18 protein-coding genes and 6 tRNA genes are annotated in these 26,713 nt (G+C 72.3%); 10 read left to right on the plus strand and 14 right to left on the minus strand.

Features of this window, described 5'->3' with window-relative positions; all coding sequences use genetic code 11:
- The 6 genes from ACZ56B_RS27780 to ACZ56B_RS27805 all read right to left on the minus strand — a co-directional run.
- A partial coding sequence (locus ACZ56B_RS27780) for a sensor histidine kinase (RefSeq protein WP_468796335.1) occupies positions 1-1,174 on the minus strand: 1,174 nt, incomplete at its 3' end.
- Between the two features lie 115 nt (positions 1,175-1,289).
- The gene (locus tag ACZ56B_RS27785) at positions 1,290-2,075 is read right to left on the minus strand and encodes an ABC transporter permease (RefSeq protein WP_468796278.1); all 786 of its coding nucleotides are present in this window, start codon (positions 2,073-2,075) and stop codon (positions 1,290-1,292) included.
- Positions 2,072-3,052, minus strand: a complete 981-nt coding sequence (locus ACZ56B_RS27790; RefSeq protein ID WP_468796280.1) for an ABC transporter ATP-binding protein — start codon at positions 3,050-3,052, stop codon at positions 2,072-2,074. Before ACZ56B_RS27790 ends, ACZ56B_RS27785 begins: the two co-directional genes overlap by 4 nt.
- A 130-nt stretch (positions 3,053-3,182) precedes the next feature.
- Positions 3,183-3,255 (minus strand) — tRNA-Gly (locus ACZ56B_RS27795).
- 82 nt (positions 3,256-3,337) lie between these two features.
- Positions 3,338-3,409: transfer RNA gene (locus tag ACZ56B_RS27800), tRNA-Gly, on the minus strand.
- A gap of 141 nt (positions 3,410-3,550) precedes the next feature.
- Positions 3,551-3,868, minus strand: a complete 318-nt coding sequence (locus ACZ56B_RS27805) for a histone-like nucleoid-structuring protein Lsr2 (RefSeq protein WP_468796282.1) — start codon at positions 3,866-3,868, stop codon at positions 3,551-3,553.
- A 352-nt stretch (positions 3,869-4,220) separates the two neighbouring features.
- Between ACZ56B_RS27805 and purS the strand changes: the two genes are divergently transcribed.
- From purS to purM, 6 genes are all read left to right on the plus strand, one after another.
- Entirely contained in the window at positions 4,221-4,493 is a 273-nt protein-coding gene (gene purS, locus ACZ56B_RS27810; protein ID WP_468796284.1) for a phosphoribosylformylglycinamidine synthase subunit PurS, read from the plus strand.
- Entirely contained in the window at positions 4,490-5,170 is a 681-nt protein-coding gene (gene purQ / locus ACZ56B_RS27815) for a phosphoribosylformylglycinamidine synthase subunit PurQ (RefSeq protein ID WP_468796286.1), read from the plus strand. Before purS ends, purQ begins: the two co-directional genes overlap by 4 nt.
- The gene (gene purL / locus ACZ56B_RS27820; RefSeq protein ID WP_468796288.1) at positions 5,167-7,425 is read left to right on the plus strand and encodes a phosphoribosylformylglycinamidine synthase subunit PurL; all 2,259 of its coding nucleotides are present in this window, start codon (positions 5,167-5,169) and stop codon (positions 7,423-7,425) included. The genes purQ and purL overlap by 4 nt, the downstream gene beginning before the upstream one ends.
- A gap of 827 nt (positions 7,426-8,252) precedes the next feature.
- The gene (locus tag ACZ56B_RS27825) at positions 8,253-9,050 is read left to right on the plus strand and encodes a maleylpyruvate isomerase family mycothiol-dependent enzyme (RefSeq protein WP_468796290.1); all 798 of its coding nucleotides are present in this window, start codon (positions 8,253-8,255) and stop codon (positions 9,048-9,050) included.
- 543 nt (positions 9,051-9,593) lie between these two features.
- Positions 9,594-11,120, plus strand: coding sequence for an amidophosphoribosyltransferase (gene purF / locus ACZ56B_RS27830; protein WP_468796292.1), 1,527 nt, complete (start codon positions 9,594-9,596; stop codon positions 11,118-11,120).
- A gap of 33 nt (positions 11,121-11,153) precedes the next feature.
- Positions 11,154-12,233, plus strand: a complete 1,080-nt coding sequence (gene purM / locus ACZ56B_RS27835; protein ID WP_468796294.1) for a phosphoribosylformylglycinamidine cyclo-ligase — start codon at positions 11,154-11,156, stop codon at positions 12,231-12,233.
- Positions 12,234-12,326: 93 nt separating this feature from the next.
- Here the strand turns inward: purM and ACZ56B_RS27840 are convergent, their stop codons facing one another.
- On the minus strand, positions 12,327-12,575 hold the full coding sequence (locus ACZ56B_RS27840; protein WP_004986289.1) for a DUF3073 domain-containing protein: 249 nt from the start codon (positions 12,573-12,575) through the stop codon (positions 12,327-12,329).
- Positions 12,576-12,904: 329 nt separating this feature from the next.
- Positions 12,905-13,993, minus strand: coding sequence for a Leu/Phe/Val dehydrogenase (locus ACZ56B_RS27845; protein ID WP_468796297.1), 1,089 nt, complete (start codon positions 13,991-13,993; stop codon positions 12,905-12,907).
- Positions 13,994-14,239: 246 nt separating this feature from the next.
- Here ACZ56B_RS27845 and ACZ56B_RS27850 point away from each other — a divergent pair, with 246 nt between their 5' ends.
- Positions 14,240-15,082: a DUF8083 family protein gene (locus tag ACZ56B_RS27850; protein WP_468796299.1), complete on the plus strand. Its 843-nt coding sequence runs from the start codon at positions 14,240-14,242 to the stop codon at positions 15,080-15,082.
- Positions 15,083-15,612: 530 nt separating this feature from the next.
- Positions 15,613-15,819, plus strand: coding sequence for a developmental transcriptional regulator BldC (gene bldC / locus ACZ56B_RS27855; protein ID WP_003949541.1), 207 nt, complete (start codon positions 15,613-15,615; stop codon positions 15,817-15,819).
- A 955-nt stretch (positions 15,820-16,774) separates the two neighbouring features.
- Here bldC and ACZ56B_RS27860 read toward each other — a convergent pair.
- The 6 genes from ACZ56B_RS27860 to ACZ56B_RS27885 all read right to left on the minus strand — a co-directional run bounded on the left by ACZ56B_RS27860 (position 16,775) and on the right by ACZ56B_RS27885 (position 23,079).
- Positions 16,775-16,849, minus strand: a tRNA-Asp gene (locus tag ACZ56B_RS27860).
- Between the two features lie 126 nt (positions 16,850-16,975).
- The gene (gene hrpA, locus ACZ56B_RS27865) at positions 16,976-20,980 is read right to left on the minus strand and encodes an ATP-dependent RNA helicase HrpA (protein WP_468796301.1); all 4,005 of its coding nucleotides are present in this window, start codon (positions 20,978-20,980) and stop codon (positions 16,976-16,978) included.
- Between the two features lie 141 nt (positions 20,981-21,121).
- A tRNA-Phe gene (locus tag ACZ56B_RS27870) sits at positions 21,122-21,195 on the minus strand.
- Positions 21,196-21,219: 24 nt separating this feature from the next.
- Positions 21,220-21,294: transfer RNA gene (locus ACZ56B_RS27875), tRNA-Asp, on the minus strand.
- Between the two features lie 37 nt (positions 21,295-21,331).
- Positions 21,332-21,404 (minus strand) — tRNA-Glu (locus ACZ56B_RS27880).
- A gap of 79 nt (positions 21,405-21,483) precedes the next feature.
- Complete coding sequence (locus ACZ56B_RS27885; protein ID WP_468796303.1) at positions 21,484-23,079, minus strand: metallophosphoesterase family protein; 1,596 nt, start codon at positions 23,077-23,079, stop codon at positions 21,484-21,486.
- Positions 23,080-23,163: 84 nt separating this feature from the next.
- Between ACZ56B_RS27885 and ACZ56B_RS27890 the strand changes: the two genes are divergently transcribed.
- The gene (locus ACZ56B_RS27890) at positions 23,164-23,514 is read left to right on the plus strand and encodes a metallopeptidase family protein (RefSeq protein WP_365669220.1); all 351 of its coding nucleotides are present in this window, start codon (positions 23,164-23,166) and stop codon (positions 23,512-23,514) included.
- A 923-nt stretch (positions 23,515-24,437) separates the two neighbouring features.
- Entirely contained in the window at positions 24,438-26,582 is a 2,145-nt protein-coding gene (locus ACZ56B_RS27895; protein WP_468796305.1) for a DEAD/DEAH box helicase, read from the plus strand.
- Positions 26,583-26,713: the final 131 nt, after the last annotated feature.

Consider the following 26,713-nt stretch of genomic DNA (forward strand, 5'->3'; position numbering starts at 1 on the left):
CACCCCCCAGGTCATCCGTTCGACAGGGGGACACAGTCATGCCGGGCCCGGAGGCCAGCGGCCCTCTTGCAGGACCGCGAAGAAGATAACGGGGGCCTCGCCGGAGTGCGCCGGCAACGGGACCTCGGCGGTCAGCAGGAACAGCCCGGACCCCCGACCCGGACCCCCGCCCCGGGCCGCCGGCCCGGGGCGCCCCGTCGTTCTCCACCGTCAGCACCACGCGCCCCTCGCGTACCCGGAGTTCCACCGTGCAGCACCGGGCGTCCCCGTGCCGCAGGACGTTCGTGGCCGCCTCCCGCACCACCCAGCCGAGCGCGGACTGCACCGGCGCGGGCAGTCCGGCCACCGGTCCGGTGACCGCGCAGTCGATGCCGGCGGCGGTCAGCACGCCCTGCGCGCCCGCGAGTTCCCCGGCGAGGTCGGCCTCGCGGTAGCCGCGCACCACCTCGCGCACCTCGCGCTGCGCCTCGTGCGCCGGCCGCTGCGCCTCGACCATCTGCGCCACGGCCTCCGGCCGCTCCCGCTGGGCGAGCTGGACGGCCAGCTCGCTCTTCAGCGCGATCACGGTGAGGTTGCGTCCGATCACGTCGTGCAGGTCCCGTCCGAACCTGAGCCGTTCCCCGGCGACGGCGAGCAGGGTCCGGGTCTCGCGGGCCTCGTCCAGCCCGTAGACGGCGTTGAGCAGCCAGACGGAGAACACGGAGGTGAAGGCGAGGAAGCTGCCGGCCGCCAGGACCGTCGTCGCGACGGCCAGGGACGTCGGCCCGGGCACCCCGCACGCGAGGGACAACAGCCCCGCTCCCACCGCGAAGCCCACCACGAGGGCGAACACCCGCCGCCGGCTGCGCACGCCGAGCGCGATGTTCCCGAGGCCGAAGACCAGGGCGAGGCCGAAGACCCCGCCGGCCGCGCCGTCGAGGTCCTCGCCCGCCGGGCCGTACTCGGCGACCGCGACGGCCGCGACGGCGGTCACCGCGCTGGGGGCGCCGAGCGCCCAGAGCAGTCCCAGGGGCTGGTCCCGCCGCCCGCGCAGCCAGTCCAGGGCCCGCGAGGCGGTCACGGCGCAGAACGTGCTGTGCGCGGCGACCAGGAGCAGGAACAGGACCACCGGTCCCGGCCCGATGGTCCCGGCGTGCCCGAGCGTCGGCACACCGGCCGCCGTGAACTCGGTCAGCGCGAAGGAGTGGAACGACCACCGCGTGTACGTCTCGACCTTCGCCGGAGTGCTCCTGCGCCCTCACCAGCCGTCCGGCCTGCGCATGGTCCGCCCCTCCCCGCCCTCTCCTCCGTCAGTGCCGCGGCTCCCAGCGGAACCACCGCCGTACAGCAAACACCGCGAGCGCGGTCCAGGCCACCGCCGTCACCAGGGCGGTCAGCGTCTCGGACGACGACAGGCCGCCGGTGAAGCCGCCGCGCACCAGGGTCATGACGGGCGTGAGCGGCAGCAGTTCGCAGAAGGAGGCGATCCGGTCGGGGAACAGTTCCAGGGGGAACATCATCCCGGAGCCCGCGAAGGAGACCAGCATCAGCGGCATCGGGGTGACCTGGGCACTCTCGGTGCTCCGGGTGAAGCTCGCGGTGACCGCCGCGAGCGCCGCGCACATCACCAGTCCCGACAACAGCCCCAGCACCGCCAGGTGGACGGCCGGGGGGGCCGCCATGTCCAGCAGCACCATGCAGCCGGCGGCCAGCAGCAGCGACTGCACGAGCCCCGTCGCGGCGGCCGGCAGGGCCGACCCGGCCAGGATCTCGGGGTCCCTCAGCTCGCCGGTGCGCAGCCGCTTGAGGACGAGCTCCTCGCGCCGGGCGACGAAGGAGCCGACGAGGGCCGAGTAGACGGCGAACAGCAGCGAGAAGCCGATCGCGGCGGGCACCACGACGGCGCCGACGCTCAGTCCGACCGCGTCGAGGTCCATCCCCTCGGCCGTCGCCGCCACGCTCACCGGCAGGATCAGGGGCACGAACAGCGCGGCGACGAGCGTGCCCTTGCTCCGCCCGAACAGGGTCAGTTCGGCGCGGGCGAGCGAGGCCATCCGGCTCATCGGTGTGGTGACGGTCGGGGTCGTGCCGCTCATGCCGCGTACTCCTGCTTCATCCGCTGTGCCTGCTGCGCCCCGGTCTGTCCGGACGCCTCCTTCGCTATCCCCAGGAACGCCTCCTCCAGGGACGCCGACCGCACGTCCAGGCGGCGCAGTTCCACCCCGGCCCGGTCGGCCCACACCAGCAGCCCGGTGGCCGCCCGCTGCAGCTCGCGGGTCTGCAGCCGGACCAGCCGCCCGTCCGTCTCGTGCCCGCACACGCCCAGTTCGTCGAGCGGCGGCAGGTCGCCGAGGAAGTGGCCCTCGGGCAGTTCGAAGGTGATCCGGGACGGCTGCGCGGCCGTCACCTCGGCCGGGGTGCCGGTGGCGGCGATGCGCCCCTCGTGCAGGATCGCCAGCCGGTCGGAGAGGTTCTCGGCCTCCTCCAGGTAGTGGGTGGTCAGCAGCACCGTCGTGCCGCCGTCGCGCAGCGCGCTCACCAGTTCCCAGGTGTTCCGGCGCCCCTCGGCGTCGAGTCCGGTGGTGGGCTCGTCCAGGAAGAGCACCTCGGGGTCGCCGAGCAGGGCGAGGGCCAGGTCCAGCCGCCGCCGTTCGCCCCCGGAGAGCTGCTTCACCCGCACGTCGGCCTTCTTCTCCAGCCCGACCCGCGCCAGCGCCTCCCGCGGCGGGCGCGCCCCGGTGACGCATCCGGCCCACATCCGCGCGGTCTCCGTGACGGTCAGCTCGGAGGGGAAGCCGCCCTCCTGGAGCATCACGCCGGTGCGGGGGCGGACGGCGGCCCGCTCGGTGTACGGGTCGTGCCCGAGGACCCGCACCCGGCCGCCGGCCGGCGCGGCGAGGCCCTCCAGCAGCTCGACCGTCGACGTCTTGCCGGCACCGTTGGTGCCCAGCAGCGCGAAGATCTCCCCGCGGCGCACGGAGAAGTCGATCCCGCGCACCGCCTCGAATCCATCCCCGTACACCCGCCGCAGGCCGGTGACCTCGATCACGTGCTCGTGCCCGTTTGCTTGCATGGTCCGATCATCACCGAACCGTGGGGCGGACGGCAGTGCGGGCCGTCACCGCCGGGTGTGACAAATGTCAGACGGCCTGGGGCGCGCACACGAGAAGGCCCCGGTCCGATGGACCGGGGCCTTCTTCCCGAGCGGACGACGAGGCTCGAACTCGCGACCTCAACCTTGGCAAGGTTGCGCTCTACCAACTGAGCTACGTCCGCATGGCTCCCGACCGGCTTTCACCGATCGGTGCACGCACCAGCCTACCCGATCCACGGATGTGGTTTGTAGGGGGCTGTCGAGAGCGGGTGACAGGAATTGCACACTGCGCCTTCCCCCTGGAAGGGGGATGTTCTACTACTGAACTACACCCGCACGTACTCCGTGGTCCGGGCCTTTCGGCCTCGCCCCGCGGCGTGTTCCAGACTTTAGCCGATCACCTGGGGTGTCGCGCAAGTCGGCCGTGCCGCGGGGCCGGTGACCGGGCGTCGGGGGCGGGCCCGGGGGCCCGGCCGCTCACCGTGCGGCGGCGAACGCCTCGTAGACCCTCTTGGGGATCCGCCCGCGCGCCGGGACGTCCATCCGGTTCGCCTGCGCCCAGGCGCGCACGGCCGCCGGGTCGGGGGCGACCTCCGTCTGCCGGTACGTCCGGCCCGAGCGCGACCGCTTACGGCCGGCCTCCACGTACGGCGCGAGCGCCTTCCGCAGTTCGTCGGCGTTGGCCTTGTTCAGGTCGATCTCGTACGACGTGCCGTCCAGCCCGAAGGCGACCGTCTCCGCCGCTTCCGAGCCGTCGATGTCGTCAAAGAGAGTGACCACGACCTTCTGCGCCACGAATATCGATCCCTTCGTGCGGGATCTCGGTCCGGACGTCCGTGATGACGTGCCGGGACGTCACCGAGATGCCGTCTGTTCGCCTGTAATCGGGCAAAGTATCTGCTAATGGCAATTCATTTGTACAGTGCCCGGCAATGCAGGGTGGAGCTCGACTAAATCTGTCCGCGGGTCCGTGGCGCAATAGAGGTGTGCGGGAGAGTGCGGATCTTTCCCGGATCTTTTCCCCGGCGCCTCCTCATGCTGCCCGACCGTGATCGGGCTCACGTAGATTCCTCCAACTCTACTCGCGTAGAAATTTTGTGCGGGTAGTCTGAAGGAACCTGCTCAGCACCACACACCGGGAGTGCCAGTGGCACGCGTCGTAGTCGACGTCATGCTCAAGCCGGAGATCCTCGACCCCCAGGGCCAGGCGGTGCAGCGCGCACTGCCGCGGCTGGGTTTCGAAGGCATCACGGACGTCCGCCAGGGAAAGCGATTCGAACTGGAAGTTGACGGGCCGGTCGACGAGGCCGCGCTCGCCCGTATCCATGATCTTGCGGAATCCTTCCTCGCCAACACCGTGATCGAGGACTTCACCGTTCGGGTCGAGTCCGAAGAGGCAGTCGCGGAGGCCGTGAAGTGACCGCTCGTATCGGCGTCGTCACTTTCCCGGGCAGTCTCGACGACCGGGACAGCCGGCGCGCCATCCGCATCGCCGGCGCCGAACCCGTGACGCTCTGGCACAAGGACAAGGACCTCAAGCAGGTCGACGCCGTGGTGCTCTGCGGCGGTTTCTCCTACGGCGACTACCTGCGCGCCGGGGCCATCGCCCGGTTCTCCCCGGTGATGGACACCGTCATCGAGCAGGCGAAGGCGGGCCTGCCCGTCCTCGGCATCTGCAACGGCTTCCAGATCCTCACCGAGGCGCACCTGCTGCCCGGCGGCATGCTCGGCAACGACCACCTGCACTTCATCTGCCGCGACCAGAAGCTGCGGGTGGAGAACGCGGACACCGCCTGGACCGCCGACTACGCGGCCGGCCAGGAGATCCACATCCCGCTGAAGAACATGGACGGCCGCTACGTCGCCGACCGGCGGACGCTGGACGAGCTGGAGGCCGAGGGCCGCGTCGTCTTCCGCTACCTCGACGTCAACCCCAACGGCTCGCTCAACGACATCGCCGGCATCACCAACGAGGCGGGCAACGTCGTCGGCCTGATGCCGCACCCCGAGCACGCCGTCGAGCCGCTGATCGGTACGGGCCGTACCGACGGCCTCCCGTTCTTCACCTCGATCCTCAAGAAGCTGGTCAACGCATGAGCCGGACGCCTCTGGACACGGTCGAGCACGCGGCCGCGACCCCCGACGTCGAGCTGCCCTGGGCCGAACTCGGCCTGACGAAGGACGAGTACGAGCGGATCGTCGAGATCCTCGGCCGCCGGCCCACCGGCGCCGAGCTCGCCATGTACTCGGTGATGTGGTCCGAGCACTGCTCGTACAAGTCCTCCAAGGTCCACCTCCGCCAGTTCGGCGAGAAGGCCCCCGAGTCCGACGCCCTGCTCGTCGGCATCGGCGAGAACGCCGGCGTGGTCGACGTCGGGCAGGGCTACGCGGTCACCTTCAAGGTCGAGTCGCACAACCACCCCTCCTACGTCGAGCCCTACCAGGGCGCGGCCACCGGCGTCGGCGGCATCGTGCGCGACATCATCGCGATGGGCGCCCGTCCGGTCGCCGTCGTCGACCCGCTGCGCTTCGGCGCCGCCGACCACCCCGACACCAAGCGCGTGCTGCCCGGCGTCGTCGCCGGCATCGGCGGCTACGGCAACTGCCTGGGCCTGCCCAACATCGGCGGCGAGGTCGTCTTCGACGCCTGCTACCAGGGCAACCCGCTGGTCAACGCCGGCGCCATCGGCGTGATGCGGCACGAGGACATCCACCTCGCCAAGGCCTCCGGCGCGGGCAACAAGGTCATCCTGTACGGCGCCCGCACCGGCGGCGACGGCATCGGCGGCGCCTCGATCCTGGCGAGCGAGACCTTCGACGACGCCAAGCCGTCGAAGCGCCCGGCCGTCCAGGTCGGCGACCCCTTCCAGGAGAAGCTCCTCATCGAGTGCACCCTGGAGGTGTTCGCCGAGAAGCTGGTCGTCGGCATCCAGGACCTCGGCGCGGCCGGCCTGTCCTGCGCCACGTCCGAGCTGGCCTCCAACGGCTCCGGCGGCATGCGCGTCGTCCTCGACGACGTCCCGCTGCGCGACTCGACCCTGTCTCCCGAGGAAATCCTCATGAGCGAGTCGCAGGAGCGCATGTGCGCGGTCGTCGAGCCCGACAAGGTCGACCGCTTCCTCGAGATCTGCGACAAGTGGGACGTCATCGCCACCGTCATCGGCGAGGTGACCGACGGCGACCGCCTGGAGATCTACTGGCACGGCGGCAAGATCGTCGACGTCGACCCGCGCACCGTCGCCCACGACGGCCCGGTCTACGAGCGCCCCTACGCCCGCCCCGAGTGGCAGGACGCGCTCCAGGCCGACGACGCGAACAAGCTGCCCCGGCCGCGGACGTCCGAGGAGCTCAAGGATCAGGTCCTGCAGCTCGTCGGCTCGCCCAACCAGGCCTCCAAGCGGTGGATCACCCAGCAGTACGACCACTTCGTGCAGGGCAACACCGTGCTGGCCATGCCGGAGGACTCCGGCATGATCCGCATCGACGAGGAGAGCGGCCTCGGCGTCGCGATCGCCACCGACGGCAACGGCCGGTACGCCAAGCTCGACCCGTACACGGGCGCGCAGCTGGCCCTCGCGGAGGCCTACCGGAACGTGGCGACCACCGGTGCCAGGCCCCTCGCGGTCTCCGACTGCCTGAACTTCGGCTCGCCCGAGGACCCCGCGGTGATGTGGCAGTTCGCGGAGGCCGTGCGCGGCCTGGCGGACGGCTGCAAGCAGCTCGGCACCCCGGTGACCGGCGGCAACGTCTCGCTGTACAACCAGACCGGCGAGACGGCCATCCACCCGACCCCGGTGGTCGCGGTCCTCGGCGTCATCGACGACGTGGCCCGCCGCACCCCGGCCGCCTTCCAGGAGGAGGGCCAGCTGCTCTACCTCCTCGGCGACACCCGCGAGGAGTTCGGCGGCTCGGCCTGGTCCCAGGTCGTCCACGACCACCTCGGCGGCCTGCCCCCGCAGGTCGACCTGGAGCGCGAGCGGCTGCTCGGCGAGATCCTGATCGCCGCCTCCCGCGACGGCATGATCGACTCCGCGCACGACCTGTCCGACGGCGGCCTCGTCCAGGCGGTCGTCGAGTCGGCGCTGCTCGGCGGGAAGGGCGCGCGTCTGGTCGTCCCGGACGGTCTCGACGCCTTCACCTTCCTGTTCTCCGAGTCGGCCGGCCGCGCGATCGTCGCCGTGCCGCGCTCGGAGGAGGTCCGCTTCACCGACATGTGCGGCGCGCGCGGCCTCCCGGCCGCCCGCATCGGCGTCGTGGACGGCGACACGGTGGAGGTCCAGGGCGAGTTCACGCTGTCCCTGGCGGAGCTGCGCGAGACGCACGAGGCGACGATCCCGGCGCTGCTGGCCTGACCCTCCGGGAGCCCTCCCCGCCGTGGACGGAGGGCTCCTCCCGCACGCCACGGAGAACGGTGGCCCCCGCCGGGGGCCACCGTTCTCCGTGTCCGCACCCGGGCGCGGCCGGAGTTCGGCGGCCGTCGGTAGGGACCGGCCGGGTCCGTGACATGTAAGCGGTGTGGAGACCTTGAAGACCCGGACGTCCGCAAGGCCCTCCGGCTCGCCCTGCGGACCGGGTGAGACGGCGCCGGTGCGCCACGGGCGTTCCGTGGCGCACCGAACCGGGTCGCCCTTGCCATGATCGCCCACCGGACGGGACTCGCGTGGGCGGCCCCCGAGGCCTTCCCGTGCGCAAGGCCCCGGAGGGGGCGGTCGCGACGCTGCCGGACTGACCGACCGCACGGCACCGCGTCCCGGCGGGGGCGGCTCCCGGGCCCCGGAAGGGCCGGAGCAGCAGCTCGCCGAACCGGACGGGGCCGGCACGACCGGCCGGGTCCACCCCCACCCGCGCCGGCTCACCCCGGCCGGCCGCACACCACCGGCCGGGGCCGCCACGAGGTGCCGCCGGGCCGGGGCGTACCGCTGGCGCCGGCGCGCGGCCGACCGGAGCGCCTCACGGCCGAGGGGGGACCGTGCCCGCGCGCACTCGCCGTGAGCGCCTTCCGGAGCCCGCAGCCGCAGCTTCGCGCCGTGACCCTCGCCCCGGCCGCGACACGGTGACCCCGGCCGGGGCCGGGAAGGCCGTCCGCGTCCGCGTCACCGACGTCGCCGAACGCCGGAACCGCACGGACGCCGCCCCCCGGAGCCCTCCGGTCCCCTTCCGCCCCGCATAGGCTTCTGCCATGCCACCGGCCAAGAAGCGCGCCCGCTCCTACGACCCCGCCAGGACCCGTGCCGCGGTGCTGGCCCAGTTCGGGAACGTGCGGGCCGCCGTGCGCACCCTCACCCCCGAGCAGCTCGCACTGCCCACCCGGCTCGGGAACTGGACGGTGCGGGACCTGGTCGCGCACCTCGGGACGTCCCTGGGGGCGGTCGCCCGCCTGGTCGACCTGCCGGAGCCGGCGAAGCAGGACGGGGCGCTGACCGACTGGCCGCGCGCGATCGCCGCCGAGGCCCCGGACATCGCCGCCCGCGCCCGCGAGCTGGCCGGACGCCATCCGGACCCGGACGCGTACCTCGCCGCCGCCGAGGAGCGCTTCACCGCCGACCTCGCCGCCCACCCCGGCACGAGACTGCTCGCCACCGGCGCCGGCGCCCTGCCGCTGGCCGACTACCTGGTCACCCGCACCGTCGAACTCGTCGTCCACACCGACGACCTGAACGCCGCCGTACCCGGCCTGGACGTCCCCCACGACCGCCAGGCCCTCGCCGCCTGCACCCGGCTGCTGGCCGACACGCTCGCCGCGAAGGCACCCGGCGGCTCGACGGAGGTGCGGATCCCGCCGTACGCCGTCGTGCAGTGCGTTCCGGGGCCGCGGCACACCCGCGGCACCCCGCCCAACGTGGTCGAGACCGACCCGCTGACCTGGATCCGGCTGGCCACCGGGCGGGCGGCCTGGCGGGACGCCGTGGCCGGCGCCCGGGTGAGCGCGAGCGGGGAACGGGCGGACCTCGAGCCGTACCTGCCGCTGCTGGCGTGATCCGCGCGGGCGGCCGGACGGCCCCCGGGGGGAACCGTGTCCTCCTCCTTCCCGACGGACCCGCCGGACCGGCGGAGGCACCGGCGGCGCGGGACCCCGGCGGCCGCCCCCGCGCCCCCCCGTTCGTGACGGCCCGGCCACCGACGACAGCGCGGCCGTCCGCCCCGGCGGGGCCGGGACGAGCCGCTGTGCGGCACGCGGTGGACCGCCGGCCGCCCCGACGGCCGCGCCCGCCCCGCCCTCGACCGGGAGGGGACCGTCTCCGGCGCCCCCGGCCGCACCGGCGCCACCGTCCGCGACGGCCATATCACCCTCGGCGCCCCCGCCACGGCCCGAAGGGTGTGCGAAGACTCACTCACGGACGCCGAGAAGACCCCGCCGCGGCTCTTCGACGGCCCCGCCGGCCACCGGGACCGGCTCCCGAAACCTCACGCTGACCAGCGGCGACGGCACCCGTGTCACCGTCTTCGCCGTCGGCTGGCCCACCGGCGGGGCCGCATCCCGCATTCGGACCAGTGGTCGATCTCGCCTACACTCGGGGACGTGCCACGTGGTGACGGACGACTCAACCACGACCTGCTCCCCGGAGAGAAGGGCCCCCAGGACGCCTGTGGCGTCTTCGGTGTCTGGGCTCCGGGCGAAGAGGTCGCCAAGCTCACGTACTTCGGGCTCTACGCCCTCCAGCATCGGGGCCAGGAATCCGCGGGTATCGCGGTCAGCAACGGCTCCCAGATCCTCGTCTTCAAGGACATGGGCCTGGTCTCCCAGGTCTTCGACGAGACCTCGCTCGGTTCGCTCCAGGGTCACATCGCGGTCGGACACGCCCGCTACTCGACCACCGGCGCCTCCGTGTGGGAGAACGCCCAGCCGACGTTCCGCGCCACCGCGCACGGATCCATCGCGCTCGGCCACAACGGCAACCTGGTCAACACGGCGCAACTCGCCGAGCTGGTCGCCGAACTGCCCAAGGAGAACGGCCGCGCCCCGAAGGTGGCGGCCACCAACGACACCGACCTGATCACCGCCCTGCTGGCCGGCCAGCGCGCCGCCGACGGCGAGCCGGTGACGGTCGAGCAGGCCGCGCACATCGTCCTCCCCAAGGTCAGGGGCGCCTTCAGCCTCGTCTTCATGGACGAGAACACCCTCTACGCGGCCCGCGACCCGCAGGGCATCCGCCCGCTGGTCCTCGGCCGCCTGGAGCGCGGCTGGGTGATCGCCTCCGAGACCGCCGCCCTCGACATCACGGGCGCCAGCTTCGTCCGCGAGATCGAGCCGGGCGAGTTCGTCGCCATCGACGAGAACGGACTGCGCACCTCCCGGTTCGCGGAAGCGAAGCCCAAGGGGTGCGTCTTCGAGTACGTCTACCTGGCCCGTCCGGACACCGACATCGCCGGCCGGAACGTGTACCTCTCGCGCGTCGAGATGGGCCGCCGCCTCGCCAAGGAGGCCCCGGTCGAGGCCGACCTGGTCATACCGACCCCCGAGTCCGGCACCCCGGCCGCCATCGGCTACGCGGAGGCCTCCGGCATCCCCTTCGGCGCGGGCCTGGTCAAGAACGCGTACGTCGGACGGACGTTCATCCAGCCCTCGCAGACCATCCGGCAGCTCGGCATCCGCCTGAAGCTGAACCCGCTCAAGGAAGTCATCAAGGGTAAGCGCCTGGTCGTCGTCGACGACTCGATCGTCCGCGGCAACACCCAGCGCGCCCTGGTCCGCATGCTCCGCGAGGCCGGCGCCGCCGAGGTCCACATCCGGATCTCCTCGCCGCCCGTGAAGTGGCCCTGCTTCTTCGGCATCGACTTCGCCACCCGCGCCGAGCTGATCGCCAACGGCATGACCATCGACGAGATCGGCACCTCGCTGGGCGCCGACTCCCTGGCGTACATCTCCCTCGACGGCATGATCGAGGCGACCACCATCGCCAAGCCGAACCTCTGCCGCGCCTGCTTCGACGGCGAGTACCCGATGGAGCTGCCCGACCCCGAGCTCCTCGGCAAGCAGCTCCTGGAGACCGAGCTGGCCGCCGGCACCGCCGCGCCGGCCGCGGTCGACGCGATCCGCCGCCCGTAAGCCCTGCCGGACGACACGAAAGCTCTCACAGTCATGTCTCAGACACCTCTCGCCGGGGGCGGCGCCAGCTACGCAGCGGCGGGCGTCGACATCGAGGCGGGCGACCGCGCCGTCGAACTCATGAAGGAGTGGGTGAGGAAGACGCGGCGGCCCGAGGTCCTCGGCGGCCTCGGCGGCTTCGCCGGCCTCTTCGACGCCTCCGCCCTGAAGAACTACGACCGCCCCCTGCTCGCCTCCGCCACGGACGGCGTCGGCACCAAGGTCGACATCGCCCGCCGGATGGGCGTGTACGACTCCATCGGCCACGACCTGGTCGCCATGGTCATGGACGACATCGTGGTGTGCGGTGCCGAGCCGCTGTTCATGACCGACTACATCTGCGTCGGCAAGGTCCACCCCGAGCGCGTCGCCGCCCTCGTCAAGGGCATCGCGGAGGGCTGCGTGCTGGCCGGGTGCGCCCTGGTCGGCGGCGAGACGGCCGAGCACCCGGGCCTGCTCGGCCCGGACGACTTCGACGTCGCCGGCGCCGGTACGGGTGTCGTGGAGGCCGACCGGCTGCTCGGCGCGGACCGCATCCGCGAGGGCGACGCGGTGATCGCCATGGCGTCCTCCGGTCTTCACTCGAACGGGTACTCCCTCGTCCGGCACGTGCTGCTGGACCGGGCCGGATTCGACCTGGACCGCCGGATCGACGAACTGGGCCGCACCCTCGGCGAGGAGCTGCTCGAACCCACCAGGATCTACTCGCTGGACTGCCTGGCCCTGATCCGCACCACCGAGGTGCACGCCTTCAGCCACGTCACCGGCGGCGGCCTCGCGGCCAACCTGGCCCGGGTCGTCCCGGACGGGCTGCACGCCGTCGTCGACCGCTCCACCTGGACCCCGGCCCCGGTCTTCGACCTCGTCGGCAGGACCGGTTCGGTCGAGCGCCCGGAGCTGGAGAAGACCCTCAACATGGGCGTCGGCATGATCGCGGTCGTGCCGCAGGAGTCCGTGGACGTGGCGCTGGCGACACTGGCCGACCGCGGTGTGGACGCCTGGGTGGCCGGTGAGATCACCGACCGCGGCGAGCACACGACCGGCGCGGCCCTCGTGGGTGACTACGCGAACTGAGCACCGGGATGCTGCCCGCGCGTGCGACGGGCGGGCAGCATGAAACCCGGTCGGTGACCGGGGTCACCGACCGGGTTGATGCTCAGTGCAAGGTCAAGCGCCGCGACGCTGTTGCGGGGACTGGCCGTCCTCGTCCTCGTCGTCGTCCTCGTAGAGATCGGCGTACCGTGCGTACAGGTCGTCGTCTCGCTCATCGTCCTCGAAGTGATCACCGTTCGGTGACTGGTTCGATGTCGATGCGCCCAGCTCCTCGGCCAGGCGTGCAAGGTCCGTCCCACCGCTGTTGTACTTCAGCTGGCGGGCGACCTTCGTCTGCTTGGCCTTGGCCCGGCCGCGCCCCATGGCTCGACCCCCTCAACGACGGGGCTCGACGGCCCCAGAGTCTTGACACGCGTTCATGGTCCAGAACGAACTCTCTTCGGAGAGTCCGGTCTGTAGAGCTTCCACGGTACCTGAGCCCGCGCCCATACGGTACGTCGCCCGCATGACGTGCCCGCGCCCAGACCCTCGAGACGTCCCGTCCTCGCTGGTCAAACGCGATTTTAACCACTTATCGGCGGTCGACCCGCCGGGAGAAGTGAGAGTTCTCTCCAAGTGCCCCCGGCGGGTACCGGCCGAACGCGCGCGGGCGCCCGCCGCCGGGCGCCCGCACCCGCCTCGTGCGCCGGGCGTCACCCCGCCGGGCGCGCCTCCGCCATCCGCTGCTCGGCGATCCGGTCGGCCGCGGCGGCCGGCGGAATCCCATCCGCCTTCGCACGTGCGAATATGGCGAGCGTGGTGTCGAAGATCTTCTCCGCCTTCGCCCTGCACCGCTCGAAGTCGAAGCCGTGCAGCTCGTCGGCGACCTGGATGACCCCGCCGGCGTTCACCACGTAGTCCGGCGCGTAGAGGATGCCGCGGTCGGCGAGGTCCTTCTCCACCCCCGGGTGGGCGAGCTGGTTGTTGGCGGCGCCGCAGACCACCTTGGCGGTCAGCGCCGGCACGCTGTCGTCGTTCAGCGCGCCGCCCAGGGCGCACGGGGCGTAGATGTCCAGGCCCTCGGTCCGGATCAGCGCCTCGGTGTCGGCGGCCGCCGAGACGCCCTCGGGGTGCCGGTCGAGGACCCGCCGCACGGCCTCCTCGCGCACATCGGTGATCACGACCTCGGCGCCCTCGGCCCGCAGGTGCTCCACCAGGTGGTGGCCGACCTTGCCGACCCCCGCGACACCGACCTTGCGGTCGCGCAGCGACGGGTCGCCCCACAGGTGCTGGGCGGCCGCCCGCATGCCCTGGTAGACGCCGAAGGAGGTGAGCACCGAGGAGTCGCCGGCGCCGCCGTTCTCGGGGGAGCGGCCGGTGGTCCAGCGGCACGTGCGGGCCACGACGTCCATGTCGGCCACGTAGGTGCCCACGTCGCAGGCGGTGACGTACCGGCCGCCGAGCGAGGCGACGAACCGGCCGTAGGCCAGCAGCAGCTCCTCGCTCTTGATCCGCTCCGGGTCGCCGATGATCACGGCCTTGCCGCCGCCGTGGTCGAGACCGGCCAGGGCGTTCTTGTACGACATCCCGCGCGCGAGGTTCAGCGCGTCGGCGACGGCCTCCTCCTCGGTCGCGTACGGGTGGAAGCGCGTACCGCCGAGGGCGGGGCCCAGGGCGGTGGAGTGGATGGCGATCACGGCCTTGAGGCCGCTGGCACGGTCCTGGCAGAGCACGACCTGCTCGTGGCCGCCCTGGTCCGAGCGGAACAGGGTGTGCAGGACGCCGTCAGATACGTCGGTCACGGTGGTGACTCCTGAGTAAGTAGCGGCGGGGTGGGAACGGCCTCCCCGGCTCCCCGCGCTTGTGGCGGTGGGGAGGGCGGCGGGACCGTGAGCACGAGATTAGGCCCTGGGGCGCCCGCGGGACGCACCGTGGCCGGGATCACCTCCGACCGGAGTACCGCCGTGCGACGATTTGCAGGGGTTTTCCGCGCGTCCGTGTGAGAGGGCCGCAGGTTTTCGCGGCGGTTCGCGGGGGAGGGAGCAGGCGTGCCCAAGGTGACCTCGGTGATCGTCCCCTACCCGACCTACCTGCGCGTGTACGAACCGCTGGCCGCCTTTCCCGAGCCCGAGCGCGGCCACTGGGCCCGCTACGCCCGCCGCCCCGACCGCCCCACCTACCAGGACGAGCTCCGCCGGGCGCTGACCGACCTGGTGCCCACGCCGCCGGTGCCGGTGCCGGTTCACGAAAGCGACGACGCGTTCGTGCTGGAGGACGGCGGCGTGGTCCACGTCTGCCCCTGGCGCACCCGGCTGCGCGGCTGGCAGGCCCTGGGCGAGCTCGCCGAGGAGTTCCCCCTGCCGGTCCTCGACGCGCTCCTGCCCCCGGTCGTGCGCCGCCAGGCGGTCCAGGACTACGAGCGCTGGCTGGCCGGCCACCCCGACGCCCGGCCCTGGATCCGCACCGCCACCTGGCAGGTGCCGATCAACTGGTTCGTGCTGTTCGCGGACGAGGAGCGCGAGTACGCCGAGGGCTCCGCCGACGAGGCGCCCGTCCTGCGCTACCGGACGCCCATGGTCCAGGCCCGGCGGCGGGTCGCGCGGGGACTGCGGGCCCTGCGGGACGCCGTGGAGGAGGGGCTGCTGATCGACGGCCTCGTCGACGTCGGGCGCTGGCTCGAGGAGTTCCACCCGCGCTCCCTGGTCGAGCTGGACTACGGCGGTCTGGTGCACGCCCTGCCGGCCGGCGCGCTGGCGGACGACCACTCGGCGGCGGACGTGGCCGAGGGGATCGCGGCGCTGCGCCGCGGCGACGACGAGGGCGCGGGCGCCGCCTACGGGCGGCTGGTCGAGCGGTGGCGGTCGGTGCGGGACCTGCGCTCGGCGAACTGACGTTTGACCAAACGCCCTTCTTGGGGTTTCGTCTTCGCCCTGAGGTTGCGTCAACAGGGACCCGACAACGGACGTAGGGGCCGATGCGGGCGTATGCCCCAAGCGTGTCAAGCGTGACGGACCGCACGTACGCGGCCCTTGCGCCGCTTGCCCCTCCTCATGCCAAAATAGGACAAGGAGTCCGGGGAGGGCTCCTCCGTCCCGCTGTGTTCCCTTGTGGGCGGAATCTCAGCATTGCACGCTTTGGGGGGCCGGATGTCTCCTGAGCGCCGGTGTGACTGATCGTCACACCGGCGTGACTGTCCGCTATGGCATGGTCCATCGGCTTCCGCGGCTGATGAACACCTGGGAGGGCAATTCCATCGGTTTGGCCGACGCGGCTGGACAGATGGTGTAGTTGTAGTGCCGAGGACAAGCCGTTCGTCCTATAACCGACTCGACTCGCGTCCGCCATTTCGGGCAACGCGGGTCAAGGTGCAGAATTTAGAGGAAAGAACCGAGAAGGTTCGGTTCTCCCGAGGAGGCCGCTCATGACCGCTCGCACCCCTGATGCCGAGCCGCTGCTGACCCCGGCTGAGGTCGCCACCATGTTCCGCGTCGACCCGAAGACGGTCACGCGCTGGGCGAAGGCCGGCAAGCTCACGTCGATCCGTACGCTCGGCGGGCACCGCCGCTACCGCGAAGCAGAGGTCCGCGCCCTGCTCGCGGGCATCCCGCAGCAGCGCAGCGAGGCCTGAACAACTGAACAATCCGGACGAACCGGCTGGTCCCCCAACTGGCCGAGGCGCTCGGAACCCTAGCTCCACACGACGCGGGGACTGCCCCAACAGGCCCCTCGCCCAAGCCGGTCAGAGCTTTCCGGGCAACTGAACAAGGGTGCGTCGTCGATCGCGCTGGACTCCGCCGGGTCCAGCGCGATCTTTTTGTGTGCGCCCTGTGCGTGCGTCGGCCGCGGGCGCGCCGCGCCCGGCTCCCGTCCCGGCCGGGGGTGCGGCGGGACGGCCTTGTGCGCGGATCCGTCGGAGTCCGGGGTGCCGCCGTGGACGACCTGTGCGGTCGGCGGCGCGGACCTCTCCGCACGGTGCAATGGCACATATTAAATTGACTTGTTGTAGGAGGGGTGTAAGTACCGCACTTCCTGAAACTCATGTGGTGACACCCGTCACATACCGGGCGGCTTGTTGGTGCCGCGGCATATGCGCTAAAGGGAGTGCGCGCGAGGACGGGCTCGTGTGACGGGGCGTCGGTGCCGTTCCCGTCCCCGTCGGACGCGGTGGGGCCCGGCGCCGAATCCGGTGCAGAGCGCGGCGGGTGACGGCGGATCGGACGGCGGCGGGCCGGGTGCCGGTACGACGGCGCGGCCGGCGGGTGCGCGCGGGACGGCACCCGTGTTTCCGTGCCCGCCCGACTCCCCCGTGCGCCACCTCCACGGCCCTACGGAGAGGGATCCCGGCCCCCCGGGGGTGCCGACGGAGCCGCTCGGCCCGTCAAGGCGCCAGGAGGGCCCCGGAGGGGCCGCACGGCGCTCCGGGGCGGGGGAACCGCACGCGGGAGGAGAACGCGCCGGAGAGGGGCCTGACGGCGCGGAGGGTGAGAGAACAGAGTGGGAACAGAGGCAAGGGCGGGAGCGGGCAACGGCCACCTCATGCGGAAGGCCCGCGGTCCCTTGCGGGCGCGGGCCTTCTCTTGCGGCGGTCCTGACGGGATTTGAACCCGCGGCCTCCACCTTGACAGGGTGGCGAGCACTCCAAACTGCTCCACAGGACCTGGATCTCCTCCCGGGCCGTTGAGGCGCTGGGGGAGTTTCGCAGTGCGACAGGTGCGTTGCGCTGCGAGAAGAGACTGTACAGGAGGGGGGCCGTCAGGTCGAACTCACCCTCCGTGCCCGGGGTGTCACGGCGCCGCCGCGTCGATCGCCTTCACGATCCGCTTGTCCGAGACGGGGTACGCCGTCCCCAGCGCGTGGGCGAAGTAGCTCACCCGCAGCTCCTCGATCATCCAGCGGATGTCCCGCACCGAGGAGGGGACCGGCCGGCCCTGCGGCATCTGCTCCAGCAGCCACGCGTACTCGTCCTGCATCTCGTGGACCTTCGCCATCCGGGTCGTGTCCCGCTGCACGTTCGTCGGCATCTGCTGCAGGCGGCGGTCCGCGGCCACCAGATAGCGCATCAGGTCCGGCAGCCGGCGCAGGCCCGCCTCCGTCACGAAGCCGGGCCGCACCAGCGCGTCCAACTGCTTCCGCACGTCCTGCAGGTTCGGCAGCAGCGCCGGGCTGCGCACGGCCTTCAGCCGGCGCTCACAGGCCTGCCAGGCGGCCAGCACCTGCTGCACCTGGCCCACCGCGCGGACGGTCGTGTCGACGATCTCCGCGCGCACCTTGTCGTACAGCTTCCGGTACGACTCCTCGTCCCACACCGGTCCGCCGAAGTCCGCGATCAGCCTGTCCGCCGCGGCCGTCGCGCAGTCGTCGAAGAGGGCCTGGACGGAGCCGTGCGGATTCGCGGACAGGGCGAGCTTCTGAGCGTTCGACAGCTTTTCGGACGCGAACTTCGCAGGGTTCACCGGAATCCCCAGCAGGATCAGCCGGCGCGTGCCCTTCCACATCGCCTCCGCCTGCTCGGCCTCCGTGTCGAAGAGACGGACGGAGACCGTGTCCCCGTCGTCGACCAGCGCCGGATACGCCTTCACCGGCTGGCCGGCCCGGCGGGTCTCGAACACGCGCGTGAGCGTGCCGATCGTCCACTCCGTCAGTCCCTCGCGTTCCAGGGACTCCCCGCCCCGGCGCTCCGCCGTCGCGGCGGCCGCCTGCGAGAGGGCCTTGCGGGCCTTCGGCTTCAGCCGCAGCTTCAGCGCCTCGAGGTCCTTGTCCTCGGCGATCTTGCGGCGCCGCTCGTCGACGATCCGGAAAGTGATCCTCAGGTGGTCGGGGACCTTCGACCAGTCGAAGTCCTCCGCGTCGAAGGGGACACCGACCATGCGCTTCAGCTCGCGCGCCATCGTCGTGGTCAGCGGCTCCTGGAGGGGCACCGCCCGCTCCAGGAACGCCCTCGCGTAGTTCGGCGCGGGCACGTAGTTCCGGCGGATCGGCTTGGGGAGCGAACGGATCAGTTCCGTGACGACCTCCTCCCGCAGCCCCGGGATCTGCCAGTCGAAGCCCTCGTCGGTGACCTGGTTGAGCACCTGGAGCGGGATGTGGACGGTCACGCCGTCGGCGTCCGCCCCCGGCTCGAACTGGTAGGTGACCCGGAACTTCAGCGGGCCCTGCCGCCACGAGTCGGGGTAGTCGGCCTTCGTGACCGCCTGGGCCGACTCCCGGATCAGCATCTCCCGTTCGAAGTCCAGGAAGTCCGGCTGCTCGTGCCGCTTGCGCTTCCACCACGCGTCGAAGTGGGCGCCCGAGACCACGTGGTCCGGGATCCGCCGGTCGTAGAAGTCGAACAGCGTCTCGTCGTCGACCAGGATGTCCCGGCGCCGGGCGCGGTGCTCCAGCTCCTCCACCTCGGTGAGGAGCCGGCGGTTGTCGGCGAAGAACTTGTGGTGCGTACGCCAGTCGCCCTCGACCAGCGCGTTGCGGATGAACAGCTCCCGCGACACCTCCGGGTCGATCCGGCCGTAGTTCACCTTGCGCTGCGCGACGATCGGCACGCCGTACAGCGTCACCTTCTCGTACGCCATCACCGCCGCCTGGTCCTTCTCCCAGTGCGGTTCGCTGTACGTGCGCTTCAGGAGGTGCTCGGCGAGCGGCTCGACCCACTCCGGCTCGATCTTCGCGTTGACCCGGGCCCACAGCCGGGACGTCTCGACCAGCTCGGCCGACATCACGAAGCGCGGGGGCTTCTTGAACAGTGCCGACCCCGGGAAGATCGCGAACTTGGCGTTGCGGGCGCCCAGGTACTCGTTCCGGCCGCCGTCCTTGCGTCCGCCCGGACCGGAGTCCTTCGACTCCTTCACGTCCTTCATGCCGATGTGCGACAGCAGGCCGGCCAGGAGGGAGACGTGGATGCGGTCGGCGGGGGCGTCCTGGTCGTTGAGGTGGATCCCCATCTGCTTGGCGACCGTGCGCAGCTGCGTGTAGATGTCCTGCCACTCACGGATGCGCAGGAAGTTCAGGTACTCCTGCTTGCACATGCGCCGGAACGACGACGAGCCGCGCTCCTTCTGCTGCTCCCGCACGTAGCGCCACAGGTTCAGGTAGGCGAGGAAGTCGCTGGTCTCGTCCCGGAAGCGGGCGTGCTGCTGGTCGGCCTGCGTCTGCTTGTCGGCGGGCCGCTCCCGGGGGTCCTGGATGGACAGCGCCGCGGCGATGACCATGACCTCGCGCACGCAGCCGTTCCGGTCCGCCTCCAGCACCATGCGGGCCAGCCGCGGGTCCACCGGAAGCTGGGCCAGCTTCCGGCCCGTCTCCGTCAGCCGCTTGCGCGGATCCTTCTGCGCCGTGTCGAGCGCGCCCAGCTCCTGCAGCAGCTGCACGCCGTCACGGATGTTGCGGTGGTCCGGCGGGTCGATGAACGGGAACTTCTCGATGTCACCCAGGCCGGCTGCGGTCATCTGCAGGATGACGGAGGCCAGGTTCGTCCGCAGGATCTCCGCGTCCGTGAACTCCGGACGGGACAGGAAGTCGTCCTCGCTGTAGAGGCGGATGCAGATGCCGTCCGAGGTGCGTCCGCAGCGGCCCTTGCGCTGGTTCGCACTCGCCTGCGAGATCGGCTCGATCGGCAGGCGCTGCACCTTGGTGCGGTGGCTGTAGCGCGAGATGCGGGCGAAACCGGGATCGATGACGTACTTGATGCCCGGCACCGTCAGCGAGGTCTCGGCGACGTTGGTCGCCAGCACGATCCTGCGGCCGCTGTGTTTCTGGAAGACCCGGTGCTGCTCGGCGTGCGAGAGCCGGGCGTACAACGGCAGCACCTCGGTGCTGTGCCGATCAGCGCCTCCGGCGCGGGAGTACTTCTTCGTCAGCGCGTCCGCGGTGTCCCGGATCTCCCGCTCCCCGGACAGGAAGACCAGGATGTCGCCGGGCCCCTCCGCCATCAGCTCCTCGACGGCGTCCGTGATCGCGGTGATCTGGTCCCGGTCGGCGTCCTCCGAGTCCTCCTCCAGCAGCGGACGGTAACGGACCTCCACCGGATACGTACGACCGCTCACCTCGATGATCGGGGCGTCGCCGAAGTGCCGGGAGAAGCGCTCCGGGTCGATCGTCGCCGAGGTGATGACGACCTTCAGGTCCGGACGCCTCGGCAGCAGCTGCGCCAGGTAACCGAGCAGGAAGTCGATGTTCAGGGACCGCTCGTGCGCCTCGTCGATGATGATCGTGTCGTAGGCGCGCAGCTCGCGGTCGGTCTGGATCTCGGCGAGCAGGATGCCGTCGGTCATCAGCTTGATGAAGGTGGCGTCCGGGTTCACCTGGTCGGTGAAACGGACCTTCCAGCCGACGGCCTCGCCCAGGGGCGTCCGGAGCTCCTCCGCGACCCGCTCGGCCACCGTGCGGGCGGCGATGCGGCGGGGCTGCGTGTGCCCGATCATGCCCCGCACGCCCCGGCCCAGCTCCAGGCAGATCTTCGGGATCTGCGTCGTCTTGCCGGAGCCGGTCTCACCCGCGACGATCACCACCTGGTGATCGCGGATGGCCTCGGCGATCTCGTCCTTCTTCTGACTGACCGGCAGCTGCTCGGGATAGCGGATCTCCGGGACGCGGAGGCGGCGCTCGGTCATCCGCTCCTCGGCCCGGGCGGTCTCCGCCTCGATCTCGGCGAGCACGGCGGCCCGGGCCTCCGGCTTGCGGATCTTCCGGGCGCCCTCCAGCCTGCGGCCGAGCCGGTGCGCGTCACGCAGCGACAGCTCGGCCAGGCGGGAGGCGAGGGCGCCGAGGGCGGGGGCGGGGGCGGGATGTGTGGACATACGGGACCCAGGATCTCATCCTCGAGAAATTACTGGCGAACGCTTTTGCCGCCGTCGGCCACCGTCGACCACCGTCCGGCAGCACGCAACGGCGCAGCACACACCAACAAGGCCCCGATCCGGAGATCGGGGCCTTTGCTGTGGCTGGGGCCGGGGTCGAACCGGCGACCTTCCGCTTTTCAGGCGGACGCTCGTACCAACTGAGCTACCCAGCCGCGATGTTTCACGTGAAACATCAGCGGTCCTGACGGGATTTGAACCCGCGGCCTCCACCTTGACAGGGTGGCGAGCACTCCAAACTGCTCCACAGGACCAAGCGTGTCGTACGACAGTGTCGCACAGGGTGGTGCGTGCCCCCAACGGGATTCGAACCCGTGCTACCGCCTTGAAAGGGCGGCGTCCTAGGCCGCTAGACGATGAGGGCTATCGGCCCGCCTGGGCGCTTCTCAGCGCGTCGGGGACGTGAGAAGCATATGGGATGGGAGGAGGGATCGCCAAAACGTTTACGGGGAGGTCGTCGAGGGGGTGGCGGGGGAGGGGGTCGGCGGGGTGGTCGCGCCCGGCTGGTTCTCCTCCGGGAGATGGCGGCTGACCTCCGCCGTCGTCCGGCCCAGGCCGCCCAGTTCGATGGAGTCCCAGGCCTGGAGGCGGCGGGTGTCGCGGTCGAAGTAGAGGATCGAGGCCTGGATCGGGTCGGGGTACTCGCCCTCGACGGCGCGCAGGCCGCTGCCGCCGGTGGAGCCCTCGATGCGCAGGCGGGTGCCGTACTCCATGACCTCGGTCTTCTGGCGGTGGAGGTGGCCGGACAGGACCAGCGGCACGGTGCCGTCGACCTCGCGGGCGGCGGACGGTTCGTGGACGACGGCCACGTCCACGGGGGTACCGGCGGTCCGCTGGTCGCGCAGGGCGGAGGCGAGGCGGGCGCCCGCGAGTTCCTGGGACTGCTCGGCTCCGGTGGTCCTGGAGCGGTCGGGGGTGAACTGGGGGTCGCCGGTGCCGGCGAAGCGCAGTCCGGCGACGGTGACGGCCCGGCCGTCGTCCAGCACGTGGACGTTCTTCATGCGTGCGAGGTGGCGCTGGGTGACGAGGGAGTCGTGGTTGCCGCGGACCCAGACGTAGGGGGCGCCGAGGTCCTCGACGGGGTCCAGGAAGCCGTTCTCGGCGGCGGTGCCGTGGTCCATGGTGTCGCCGGAGTCGACGATGACGTCCACCCGGTACTGCTCCACCAGCGAGGCGATGATCTTCCAGCTGGCCGGGTTGAGGTGGATGTCGGAGACGTGCAGCACGCGGAGGGTGGTCGGGTCGGGCTGGTAGGCGGGGAGCGTGGAGGTGGCGTCGTAGAGCTTGGTCACGTTGGTGACCAGGCGTGCCAGTTCCTGCTGGTAGACGTCGAACTCGGTGACGATGCTGCGGGCGTTGCCGACGAGGGAGGGGGCGGAGGAGAGCAGGCCGGAGAACTTGGGTTCGAGGACGGAGTCCGGGTTCCAGGTGGCGTAGGCGGTGCCGCCGGACGCGGCGAGGAGGGTGAGGGCGAGGCCGCCGGCGGCCAGGGCGCGGCGGGGGCGGCGGTAGACGGCGAGGCCGAGCGCGGTGGCGCCGGTGACGACGGCCACGCAGGAGCGCACGGCGAGGTCGGCGGTGCCGCGGGCGATGTCGTGGGCGACTTCGTCCTGGAGGCCGGAGAACCGTTCGGGCCGGTCGACGAGGGCCTGGGAGCGGGCGGGGTCGAGCTGGTCGACGTTGACGTCCAGGCGGACGGGGGCGGTGTGGCTGTCCAGTTGGAGGGCGCCCAGCGGGGAGATGTTGATCTTGGTGCCGCCGGTGAGGGAGGGGCGCAGGGTCATGGTGGTGTCCATGGGACCCACCGGGACCCGGACGTTGCCGACGACGAGGAGGCCGAGCCAGGAGCCGAGGACGACCACGGTGACGAGCCCGAGGGCGCGGACCAGGGGACGGGAGCGCCGGGCGGGGGCGAGCGGCCCGGAGGCGGGCCGGGGGGTGCGGTGGCGGCGAGCGCGGAGGGCGCGGGAACCGGGGACGCGCGGAGCCCTTCGGAGGCGGTGCCGGATCTTCATGACTGCGGAGGGGACGCGGGCCATTGGTCCCGTATGCCCGTGCGCGGGGCCGGATATGCGGGGGCGTGGGGGATCTCGTACGGACGGTGCGTGCCCGAGAATGGCCCTGTGCTGGAGATGACGCGCGAGGAGTTCGAGGAACTGGTCGCCGAGGCCCTGGACCGGATCCCGCCGGAGCTGACGCGGCTGATGGACAACGTGGCGGTGTTCGTGGAGGACGAGCCGCCGGCGGACGATCCGGAGCTGCTCGGGCTGTACGAGGGGACGCCGCTGACGGAACGGGGCGAGTGGTACGCGGGGGTGCTGCCGGACCGGATCACGATCTACCGGGGGCCGACGCTGCGGATGTGCGAGACACGGGAGGACGTCGTCGCGGAGACGGAGATCACGGTGGTGCACGAGATCGCACACCACTTCGGGATCGACGACGCCCGGCTGCACGCTCTGGGTTACGGATAGGCGGCGCGCGTGTCCTCCCGCGGGTGACGGGAGTTGGGCATGGAGTCCCGTACTCCGACCGGAGGTGGCCCGTGCGCCCCTTGTACGTATCCGCCCGCCTGGCCGCCACGGTCGTGGCCCTCGTCGCCGCCGCCGGTTGCATGAGCGTGGGCGGGGGCGAGGAGGGCGGGAGCGCCGAGCCGTCGAGTTCGGCGAGGCGGCCGGGCGGCGAGGCGCCGGACGGAGGGCCGGCGGGTCCGGCGGGGCCGGGTGGCGGGGCGGGCCGTGGTGCCACGGCGGCCGGCGGCGAGCGCGCGGACGGCGAGGGCGAGGGGCGCGCGGACCAGGGGCGCGGGGGCGGGGCGGGGAAGGAGGCGCCCGCCGGGGCGTCGCCGTCGGCGGGGGCGAGCCGGTCCGCGCCGGCTGCCGGTGGACCGGGTGGACCCGCCGGCCCGACGCCGGACCGGCCCGTGCCGCCGGAACCCAGCCGGTCGCCGGACCCGGAGCCCACGCCGGCGCCGCCCGAGCCGTCGGCGCCGCCCGAGCCGCCGGCGCCGGAGCCGTCCTCGTCGGCGCCCGAGCCGCCGCAGCCGCAGCTGGCGCGGCGGGAGCCGGCGCCGGAAGCGGGGGCGCCGGTCTAGCTGCCCTCTCCCTGCCCCGCCGTCCTGCGCGTCCGTCCGCCGTCGCGGCCGGCTCGTTCCGGGACCACCGCGCTGACCTGCGGATCGGTTCTGTGACGAGGACCCGGTTTGCCTTCGGGGGCCGTGAGTGCGTATGGTGGCAGATCGTTTGATCCTATTTGCCCGGCGCCACCGCAGAGCGCGCCGTGTGGCGCGTACTCTCCTTTGCCGTGGTGGACCGCATCGAGGCGGTCGTATTGCGAATCGCGAATCACGGAGTTGACGGGCGCGTGCCGAAGAGACTCCGGAAGGTTTCGCATTCGTATGCCCATCGCCAGTACTGATCACGTCGTCGTGCCCGAGAACACCGCGGACGTCGACACCACCCCCACCGCCCCCGAGACCACCTTCGCCGACCTCGGCCTTCCCGAGGGCGTGGTGCGCAAGCTCGCGCAGAACGGCGTGACCGCCCCCTTCCCGATCCAGGCGGCGACCATCCCGGACGCCCTGGCCGGCAAGGACATCCTCGGCCGCGGCCGCACCGGCTCCGGCAAGACCCTCTCCTTCGGTCTGCCGACGCTGGCCACGCTGGCCGGGGGCCGGACCGAGAGGCACAAGCCGCGCGCCGTCATCCTGACGCCGACGCGCGAGCTGGCGATGCAGGTCGCCGACGCGCTCCAGCCGTACGGCGACGTCCTGGGCCTGAAGATGAAGGTCGTCTGCGGCGGCACGTCCATGGGCAACCAGATCTACGCCCTCGAGCGCGGCGTCGACGTCCTGGTGGCCACTCCCGGCCGGCTGCGCGACATCATCAACCGCGGCGCGTGCTCGCTGGAGAACGTGGAGATCGCGGTCCTCGACGAGGCCGACCAGATGTCCGACCTGGGCTTCCTGCCCGAGGTCACGGAGCTGCTGGACCAGGTCCCGGCGGGCGGCCAGCGGATGCTGTTCTCCGCGACGATGGAGAACGAGATCAAGACCCTCGTCGACCGCTACCTGAACGACCCGGTCTCGCACGAGGTCGACGCGGCGCAGGGCGCGGTGACGACCATGTCGCACCACATCCTCGTCGTGAAGCCCAAGGACAAGGCGCCGGTGACGGCGGCCATCGCCTCCCGCAAGGGCCGCACCATCATCTTCGTCCGGACGCAGCTGGGCGCCGACCGCGTCGCCGAGCAGCTGCGGGACGCCGGGGCGAAGGCCGAGGCGCTGCACGGCGGCATGACCCAGGGCGCCCGGACCCGGACGCTGGCGGACTTCAAGGACGGGTACGTGAACGTCCTGGTGGCGACGGACGTCGCGGCCCGCGGCATCCACGTCGACGGCATCGACCTCGTGCTGAACGTCGACCCGGCCGGCGACCACAAGGACTACCTGCACCGGGCGGGCCGCACGGCGCGCGCCGGGCGGACGGGCACGGTCGTGTCCCTGGCCCTGCCGCACCAGCGGCGCCAGATCTTCCGGCTGATGGAGGACGCGGGCGTCGACGCGACGCGCCACATCATCCAGGGCGGCGCGGCCTTCGACCCGGAGGTCGCCGAGATCACCGGCGCCCGGTCGATGACCGAGGTGCAGGCCGAGTCCGCGGGCAACGCGGCGCAGCAGGCCGAGCGCGAGGTCGCCCAGCTCACCAAGGAGCTGGAGCGGGCGCAGCGCCGCGCGGCCGAGCTGCGCGACGAGGCGGACCGGCTGCTGGCCCGGGCGGCGCGCGAGCGGGGCGAGGACCCCGGGACGGCGGTGGCCGAGGCGGCCGCCGCGGTGGCGGCCGAGGCGGAGGTCTCGCTGCCGGAGCAGCCGTCCGCGCGGGACGTCGAGCGGGCCGAGCGCGTGGAGCGTGCGGAGGCGCCGGCCCCGTACGAGCGGCGTGAGCGCCGGGACGACCGGGGTGACCGGGGCGGTTTCCGCCGCGACGACCGGGGCGACCGCGGCGGGCGTTCCTTCGAGCGCCGCGACGACCGGGGCGGGCGCTCCTTCGACCGGGACCGGGACCGGGGTGACCGGGGCGGTTTCCGCCGGGACGACCGGGGCGAGCGCGGTGAGCGCGGCGGGCGTTCCTTCGACCGGGACCGCGGCTTCGAGCGCCGTGACGGCGACCGGGGCGGCTTCCGCCGGGACGACCGGGGTGACCGGGGCGGTTTCCGCCGGGACGACCGCGGTGACCGCGGTGAGCGCGGCGGGCGTTCCTTCGACCGGGACCGCGACCGGGGCGGGCGTTCCTTCGAGCGCCGGGACGACCGGGGCGGTTTCCACCGCGACCGGGACCGCGACCGCGACCGGGGTGGTTTCCGCCGGGACGAGCGCGGCGGCCACCGGGGCGGCGACCGCCCCTTCAACCGCGACCGCCAGGGCGACCGCCCGGGCTTCCGCACCGGCGGCCACGACCGCCCGTCCGGCCGTCGTGACGACCACCGCGGCGGCGGCTCCTTCGGCCGCCGCGAGGACAAGCCGCGCTGGAAGCGCAACAGCTGACGCGGCTTCACCGAGCCGGTCGGGGGGGGGGGGGGGGGGGGGGGGGGGGGGGGGGGGGGGGGGGTGTGGGGGGGGGGGGGGGGGGGGGGGGGGGGGGGGGGGGGGGGGGAGGGGGGAGGGGGGGGAGGGTC

Source organism: Streptomyces sp. NPDC034670 (genome assembly GCF_055574875.1).